Origin of the sequence: Exiguobacterium sp. KRL4 (assembly GCF_001870785.1) — a bacterium.
Classification (GTDB): Bacteria; Bacillota; Bacilli; order Exiguobacteriales; family Exiguobacteriaceae; genus Exiguobacterium_A.
On record NZ_MOLV01000035.1, the window covers coordinates 46,278 to 54,377 of the forward strand.

Below are 8,100 nucleotides of genomic sequence, written 5' to 3' on the forward strand. Positions count from 1 at the left end.
TCATTTCCCCCGTTTCGTTAAAATCGCTTCACCAAATACTAAATCGTCGGGTGTCGTTACTTTAATGTTCTCGTATTGTCCGGTCACCTGAGTCACCGTTCCTCCGTCCCATTCTATCAAACTTGCATCATCCGTACCTAAAAATTCTGTCGCTGCTTTTTCATGGACCGTCCGAATCGTCTCGAGCTGAAACGCTTGTGGGGTTTGAGCCGCCATCAACTGCTCCCGTGGAACGGTTTCGACAATCCTATCCCGCTCGACCCGTTTGACGGTATCTTTGATTGGGACGGCCAGGATGGCCGCACCCGTTACTTCAGCTGCTGCGACGACACGGTGAATCGCGTCGAGTGTCACGAATGGACGTGCTCCGTCATGAATCAGGACGATGCCAGGCTCGGTGATCACGGCTAATCCTCGCCGGACACTCTCCTGCCGTTCGCTTCCACCTGGAATCAGTTGGATCGTCGTCTCGTACTGTGTCGTGATCGATTCAAACCAAGGCTGTTCTGCTGGATTGATCGCAAGGATGATCTCAAGACATTTGTCGTCTTGTTCGAAGACATCCAGCGTCCACTCGATGATGGAGCGGTTTCGTAACAACAACATCAATTTATTTCGATCGGCTCCCATCCGTTTACCTGCTCCGGCAGCCGGAATGACAATGCGATAAGTCTGTTCTTTCATCTATTTCCCTCTTTTCCCATAAGTAAAGACTGCCAAAACGAATTTGGCAGCCTGCTGTTTATTTTTCTTGAGGTTTTGCAAAAATCATCCGACCTGCAGACGTTTGAAGCACACTGGTCACGACGACACCAATCGTCTTCGAAATCAGATGTTTTCCTTCTTCGACGACGACCATCGTTCCGTCTTCGAGATAAGCGATCCCCTGCTTTTGTTCTTTTCCTTCTTTGATGACAAGAACCGTCATCTCTTCACCGGGAATGACGACCTGTTTGACGGCATTCGCCAAATCATTGATGTTCAAGACCGGTACATTCCGGACTTCGCAGACCTTATTTAAGTTGTAGTCGTTTGTGACGACGATCCCTTTAATCAGTTCGGCGAGCTTAATCAACTTGATGTCCACTTCCGACACGTCTTCAAAATCACCGTCATAAATTTCGACTTCCATTCCGGGAATGGATTGTAATTCTTTTAAGACATCCAGTCCTCGGCGTCCCCGGTTCCGTTTCAGTGTATCCGATGAGTCCGCGATGTACTGTAACTCTCCGATGACGAATTGCGGCACGATCAATTTGCCTTCGACGAAACCTGTTTTCGCGATATCGGTAATCCGTCCATCGATAATGACACTCGTATCGAGGACTTTACTGTTCGATTTTGCGACGACGACAGGTTCTGCCACCGCCTTTTTCTCTGCTTGATTACTGTTATTGCGCAAGAAGACTTTCGTCAGTTCATGACGTTTCCGGTAACCGACCGTAAATCCGAGGTATCCGAACAACGCTGTCACGAAAATCGTTAAGACGTTGCTGAGTAGCGGAATATCAACGAGTTCGATTAACATGCTGACGAGAAATGCCATGACAAGACCAATCAGTAGACCAAAAGTGCCGAAAAACAAATCAGCGACCGGTGCCTTGACTAACTTTTCTTCTAAAAACCGGAGAAGTCGAATCACAGAATCCGTAATGAATAATCCAATTAATAAAAATATGAGTGCACCAATCGTTCCTGTTACGTATGTGGTCATCAACCAGTCCGGGAAAGCCATCTTCGTCGCTGCTTCAATCAGTTGAAATAATTCAGGAAGCAACAAGATACCAAGTGCAAGACCCAGTAACGCAAAAAAGATCCTGATGACGATTTTCAATCTTCCCACCTCCTTTTATTATTTTAAGTTCATTGTAACATGTATTAATTTGATTCACCTACGCCTTAGGAAGGGGAAACTGTTTACAGGTCTGTGACAGTCGCCCCTTCCTTTACCGTAGTTGCACTGACTTAAAAAGGAATCGTTTCGCGTAATGCTTCATCCACACTTTCGACACCAATCACTGTGATGCCTGGGGGATACGTCCATCCACCTAAGTTGTTTTTCGGAATGATGGCACGCGTGAAACCAAGTTTTGCAGCTTCCGCGACCCGTTGCTCGATCCGTGACACCCGTCGGACTTCTCCGGTCAAGCCGACTTCGCCGATAACGACGTCGGTCGGTCGTGTTGGTTTATCTCGAAAACTCGAAGCGACGGCGACACAAATCGCTAAATCAATCGCTGGTTCATCGAGTTTGACACCACCCGCTGCCTTGAGATACGCATCTTGCGTCTGAAGTAATAAGCCGGACCGTTTTTCTAAAACCGCCATCAACAAGGCCACTTTATTCTGATCGATTCCCGTCGCCATGCGACGTGGATTGCCGAATGAAGTTGGTGAAATCAAGGCTTGTAACTCGACAAGAACCGTTCGTGTTCCTTCCATCGACGCGACGATCGTCGAGCCAGACACCCCGGACGTTCGTTCTTCCAAGAAGATTTCCGATGGATTCAAGACTTCTTCGAGACCTGACTCCCGCATTTCAAAGATTCCAATCTCATTCGTCGAGCCAAACCGGTTTTTGACAGCCCGTAAAATCCGAAACGTATGGTGACGTTCGCCTTCGAAATACAACACGGCATCCACCATGTGTTCAAGCAGACGTGGACCCGCAATCGATCCTTGCTTCGTCACGTGACCGACAATGAAGATGGCGATCCCACGACTCTTGGCAATTTTCATCAACATGGCTGTACATTCACGAACTTGGGTCACACTTCCTGGTGCGGACTGAATCTCATCAATATAAACCGTTTGGATTGAATCAATGATCAAGAAAGCAGGATTTTCTTCATCGACGACCCGCTCGATCATGTTCATATCGGTCTCACTGAGGACAAATAAATCCTGAGTCGGTAAGCCGAGTCGCTCCGCTCTTAATTTCGTCTGCTTCAGTGATTCCTCACCGGAAATATAAAGCACCTTTTCACCACGCTGTGCGAGACGAGCACTCGTCTGGAGTAAAATCGTCGACTTCCCGATTCCGGGATCACCTCCGACGAGCACCATCGAGCCGGGTACGATTCCGCCACCGAGGACACGGTCAAACTCACTGCTCCCTGTGAAGACACGACTCTCTTCTTGCGATACGATATCCGACAGTCGCTCCGGTTTTAATTGTTTAGTTGTCGTATGAACAAAAGCCGATCCACGCCGTGCCTTTTTCTCCTCGATGACTTCCTCCACCATCGTATTCCACTCACCACAGCCGGAGCAACGCCCCATCCATTTTGGAGATTCCGTCCCACAGCTTTGACAAACAAATTTTGTCTTCAGTTTAGCCAATCGATTCATCCTTTCTCTTTATCAAGAAAAAAGTCCAGCTTTCGCCTCATACTTGCGAAAGCTGGACCCTGTTGATCACTTATTCAGTGGTTGCTGGTTCAGCTTGATGACGGCGGACGATGAATTCGCCATCTTCGACATCAAGTGCTACACGTTCACCTTTTTGGATGTCTCCCGCAAGCAAGGCTTCCGACAAACGATCCTCCGCTTCACGTTGAAGCGCACGGCGAATCGGACGCGCTCCGTACTCTGGATCATATCCGATATCCGCAATTTTCGAGAGCGCAGCTGGCGTCAACTCGAAATGCACTTGTTGTTCAGCAAGTCGTTGTTCCAGTGTTTTCGCCATCAATTTCACGATTTCTTCGATGTGTTTCTTCTCAAGTGAATGGAAGACGATCGTTTCGTCAATTCGGTTCAAGAACTCAGGACGGAAGGCTTTTTTCAGTTCATCCATGACTTTGCCCTTCATGTCTTTGTACTCACGGTCCGTATCATCCGAGACGGCAAAACCAACATATTTGTTCCGTTTGAGTGCACTTGCACCGACGTTCGACGTCATGACGATAATCGTATTTCGGAAGTCGACTGTCCGACCTTTTGAATCCGTCAAACGTCCATCATCCAGCACTTGAAGTAAGATGTTGAAGACTTCAGGGTGCGCTTTTTCAATCTCATCGAGCAAGATGACTGAATACGGTTTCCGGCGGACTTTTTCTGTTAACTGGCCGCCTTCTTCATACCCGACATATCCCGGAGGCGAACCGACAAGGCGACTTGTCGCATGTTTCTCCATGTACTCAGACATGTCGATTCGGATGATGGCATCCTCGTCACCGAACATCGCTTCTGCGACCGCTCGTGCGAGTTCCGTTTTACCGACACCAGTCGGACCGAGGAAGATAAACGAACCAATCGGACGTTTTGGATCTTTGAGTCCAGCCCGAGCCCGACGGATGGCTTTTGAAATGGATTTAACCGCTTCGTTTTGACCGATGACACGACCATGAAGAATTTCTTCGAGACGCAATAAACGATCCGTTTCTTCCTCCGCGATTTTCGTGACCGGAACACCCGTCCAGTTGGCGACGACTTGTGCGATATCGTCTTTTGTGACTTCAAGTTTTTCGTTGCCTTGTTTGTTCTGCCATTCTTCTTTCAAACGCTCCAGCTCGTCGCGCAACTTTTGTTCCGTATCGCGAAGACTTGCTGCTTTTTCAAATTCCTGACTTTGAACGGCTTCATCTTTATCTTTACGAATACCTTCAAGCTTCGCTTCAACTTCTTTTAAGTTGGGTGGTGCTGTATACGAACGAAGACGGACTTTTGAAGCTGCTTCATCAACGAGGTCGATTGCTTTATCCGGTAGGAAACGGTCCGAAATGTACCGATCCGAAAGCGTAACAGCTTCGTGAATCGCTTCATCCGTGATGGTGACACGGTGATGCGCTTCATAACGGTCACGAAGACCAAACAAGATTTGTGTTGCTTCATCCGTTGTCGGCTCAGCGACTTGGATCGGTTGGAAACGACGTTCGAGTGCCGCATCTTTTTCGATGTATTTCCGGTACTCATCAAGTGTCGTTGCTCCAACACATTGAAGTTCCCCACGCGCGAGTGATGGTTTCAGGATGTTGGACGCATCGATTGCACCTTCTGCTCCACCAGCACCGATCAACGTGTGCAACTCATCGATGAAGAGAATGATGTTTCCGGCCTGACGAATCTCGTCCATGACCTTCTTCAACCGATCTTCAAACTCACCACGATACTTCGTGCCCGCGACGAGTGTCCCCATGTCGAGTACCATGACGCGTTTATTCCGTAACGTCTCCGGCACTTCATTATTGACGATTTGTTGCGCTAGCCCTTCGACGACAGCTGTTTTACCAACACCTGGTTCCCCGATCAAGACGGGATTATTTTTCGTCCGGCGGCTTAGGACTTCAATGACACGTTGGATTTCTTTTGCACGACCGATGACCGGGTCAAGACGTGTTTCACGAGCTTGCTGTGTTAAGTCACGAGCGAGACCGTCAAGTGTTGGTGTCGCGACGCCTGAGCCAGCTTGTGAGGCATTTGCTGTCGTTTCACTGTTGCCGAGCAACTGGAGTACTTGCTGACGTGCTTTTGAGAGGCTGATGCCAAGGTTATTTAAAACGCGAGCAGCGACACCTTCTCCTTCACGGATTAAACCGAGCAAAAGATGTTCTGTTCCCACGTATGAATGACCTAATTTACGTGCTTCATCCATCGAAAGTTCGATGACCTTTTTCGCACGTGGTGTATAGTGAATCGTCGTCGCACCATCTTGACCACGACCGATCAATGCTTCGACTTCCATTTGAATCTTATCTGAACTGAGTCCGAGTGCCGTTAATGCTTTCGCCGCAATCCCGTCTCCTTCACGTACAAGTCCGAGTAAAATATGTTCTGTCCCGATATTATGGTGACCAAGACGTACCGCTTCTTCTTGTGCAAGTGCGAGTACGCGTTGAGCACGTTCTGTGAATCGTCCAAACATCATTACGCAAAACCTCCTTGTGTGTGATCCCTGTTTGTCTGTTCGGTTAACATCTCACGAATGACAGTCGCTCGTTCGATGTCCCGTTCTCTTGATGTTAATTGTTTCCCGAAATGCTTTTGTAGAAAACCTGTTTGTAACGATACAAGTAAATGATGGAACAAACTTGGCGGAAGTTCGACGGCTAAACCTAAGCTGTCAGCCAACCGAACATCGGATAACCGTTCCGTCGCTTCTCGCGCCGTAATCAAACGCGCAGATCTTAGAATGCCATACGACCGATACAACCGGTCCTCTAGTTCTTCTTGATACATCTCCAATAATCCTTTTCTTGCGGCTTGTTCCGCCTCAATTAATGCTTCGACGGCGAATTGATAATCGGTAATCAGCATATCTTCACTCGCTCCAAGTGTCCGTTGATTCGACAATTGAAACATTCTTCCAGACGCATTGCTACCTTCGCCGTAACGTCCACGAATCGCAAAACCTAGCTGTCGCAAGTGTTTGATATAGCCTTGGATTTGATTCGTGAGGACAAGACCAGGCAAATGCAACATCACCGAAGCACGAAGACCTGTGCCGACGTTGCTCGGACAAGTCGTCAAGTAACCAAGTGTATCGTCAAAAGCGATTTTAAAGCGTTCACTAATCAACAGGTCGACTTGTTTCGCTATCCGAAAAGCCTCTTCTAGTTGCAGACCGGGTAACAATGTCTGAATGCGGAAATGATCTTCTTCATTCACCATGACACTAATTTGTTCATCTTCACTCACAAAGAGTCCTGTGCGTGGATGAGTTGCGAGTGCCGGACTGATTAAATGTTTTTCTACTAAAGCAGTTCGTGTTAAAGCATCGACTTGGTCGACCCGTCCGAATTGAAACCCTTTTAACCCCGATAGCTGTCGCTCAGTTTCATCAATCAAGGCAGTAGCCTGCGTTTCTGTCAATCTTGTCGAGAACGGATAATGGGTGACATTGCGAGCTAAACGAATCCGGGTGGAGACGACGATATCATCATAGGGTGCTTGTTGGTTCATCTTTTCGCTAAGAGGTTGCGTCAATAATTTTTCAAACATGGCGCAAGTCCTCCTCCACATTTAAAATTTGTTGTTTCAGGACCTCGGCTTCTTCATAATCTTCTGATAAAATTTTACGATTCAACTGTTCTTTGAGTCGACTTAATTGTTGCGATAAACGTCTTTCGACTGACTCTTCTTCAGGCCGTGAACCATAATGTTTCGTATGACCGTGTTGAAATTGGCGAATCATCCCATCGACTTCTTCTTTAAAAAACGAATAGCATGTCGCACACCCAACTTTTCGTAAATGTAATACCTGTTGACGTGTCATTCCACATGAAGGACAAGCTGTTTCTTGATAGGCTTTGGCCATTTCCTTTACACAAACCGAACAGAGTACTTGTTCGGTTCCCTCTGTATCTTGTGGAAGTTTGACACGGACAACGGCTTCACGTTCACCACACCGTTGACAACGCATACACATTCCTCCCGTGTCAAAGTCGTTTGATTGTTTTCAAAAGTGTCTGCATCAAATGAGCCCGCATCCGACGTTGATCTTCAACTACCATCGGCAAACTTTCTTTTTGTAACAAGGATTGGACGACAATGGCTTCACGTCGTGTTAAAAGTTGTTCATTCACTAAGCGAATCAAATAATCTTCCGCTGCTTGTTCCGTCAAGTCATTTCCAATCCATCGGCTCATCTCGTCTAACAGATCATGGCTATCCAAAATTACGATTTTTTGAATCCGGATATAACCGCCACCACCACGTTTACTTTCAACAAAATAACCTTTTTCAATCGTAAAACGGGTATTAATGACATAGTTGATTTGTGATGGTACACAATCAAAACGTTCAGCAATTTCTTGACGTTTGATTTCAATTTTTTTCTCATCATGTAAAATCTGCTTTAAATAGGCTTCGATGATATCTGTGATGTTTTGCATGGGCACCACCTCTCTGACCATCTTTGACTATTGTTTGATTTAATAGTAATCATCTTAAAAGTGAAATGCAACCATTTAGTCTTTTCATTTGTCATACACAAAAAGACCGATCTGCGGTATGCAGATCGGTCCTTTCAATGGCCTGGCAACGTCCTATCCTCGCAGGGGGAAGCCCCCAACTACTTTCGGCGTTCAAGTGCTTAACTTCCGTGTTCGGCATGGGAACGGGTGTGACCACTTGGCTATCGTCACCAGACGACAGGCG

7 protein-coding genes and 1 rRNA gene are annotated in these 8,100 nt (G+C 47.0%); all 8 read right to left on the reverse strand.

From position 1 onward, the window contains the following. The 8 genes from ispD to rrf all read right to left on the reverse strand — a co-directional run bounded on the left by ispD (nt 1) and on the right by rrf (nt 8,091). Nucleotides 1–684: a 2-C-methyl-D-erythritol 4-phosphate cytidylyltransferase gene (gene ispD / locus BLD48_RS15155; RefSeq protein ID WP_071500918.1), complete on the reverse strand. Its 684-nt coding sequence runs from the start codon at nt 682–684 to the stop codon at nt 1–3. Nucleotides 685–742: 58 nt separating this feature from the next. Continuing rightward, complete coding sequence (locus tag BLD48_RS15160) at nt 743–1,834, reverse strand: PIN/TRAM domain-containing protein (protein ID WP_071500919.1); 1,092 nt, start codon at nt 1,832–1,834, stop codon at nt 743–745. Between the two features lie 131 nt (nt 1,835–1,965). Next, on the reverse strand, nt 1,966–3,342 hold the full coding sequence (radA, locus tag BLD48_RS15165; RefSeq protein ID WP_026830518.1) for a DNA repair protein RadA: 1,377 nt from the start codon (nt 3,340–3,342) through the stop codon (nt 1,966–1,968). 79 nt (nt 3,343–3,421) lie between these two features. Next, nucleotides 3,422–5,869 (reverse strand): ATP-dependent protease ATP-binding subunit ClpC, encoded by a 2,448-nt coding sequence (clpC, locus tag BLD48_RS15170; RefSeq protein ID WP_071500920.1) that lies wholly within the window; start codon nt 5,867–5,869, stop codon nt 3,422–3,424. Then, nucleotides 5,869–6,942, reverse strand: a complete 1,074-nt coding sequence (locus BLD48_RS15175; protein WP_071500921.1) for a protein arginine kinase — start codon at nt 6,940–6,942, stop codon at nt 5,869–5,871. The genes clpC and BLD48_RS15175 overlap by 1 nt, the downstream gene beginning before the upstream one ends. Continuing rightward, nucleotides 6,935–7,363 carry a hypothetical protein gene (locus BLD48_RS15180; protein WP_014969124.1) on the reverse strand — a complete coding sequence of 143 codons (429 nt, stop codon included), beginning with the start codon at nt 7,361–7,363 and terminating at the stop codon, nt 6,935–6,937. The genes BLD48_RS15175 and BLD48_RS15180 overlap by 8 nt, the downstream gene beginning before the upstream one ends. A gap of 16 nt (nt 7,364–7,379) precedes the next feature. Continuing rightward, nucleotides 7,380–7,835 carry a CtsR family transcriptional regulator gene (locus tag BLD48_RS15185; protein WP_071500922.1) on the reverse strand — a complete coding sequence of 152 codons (456 nt, stop codon included), beginning with the start codon at nt 7,833–7,835 and terminating at the stop codon, nt 7,380–7,382. Between the two features lie 140 nt (nt 7,836–7,975). Beyond that, nucleotides 7,976–8,091, reverse strand: a 5S ribosomal RNA gene (rrf, locus tag BLD48_RS15190). Nucleotides 8,092–8,100: the final 9 nt, after the last annotated feature.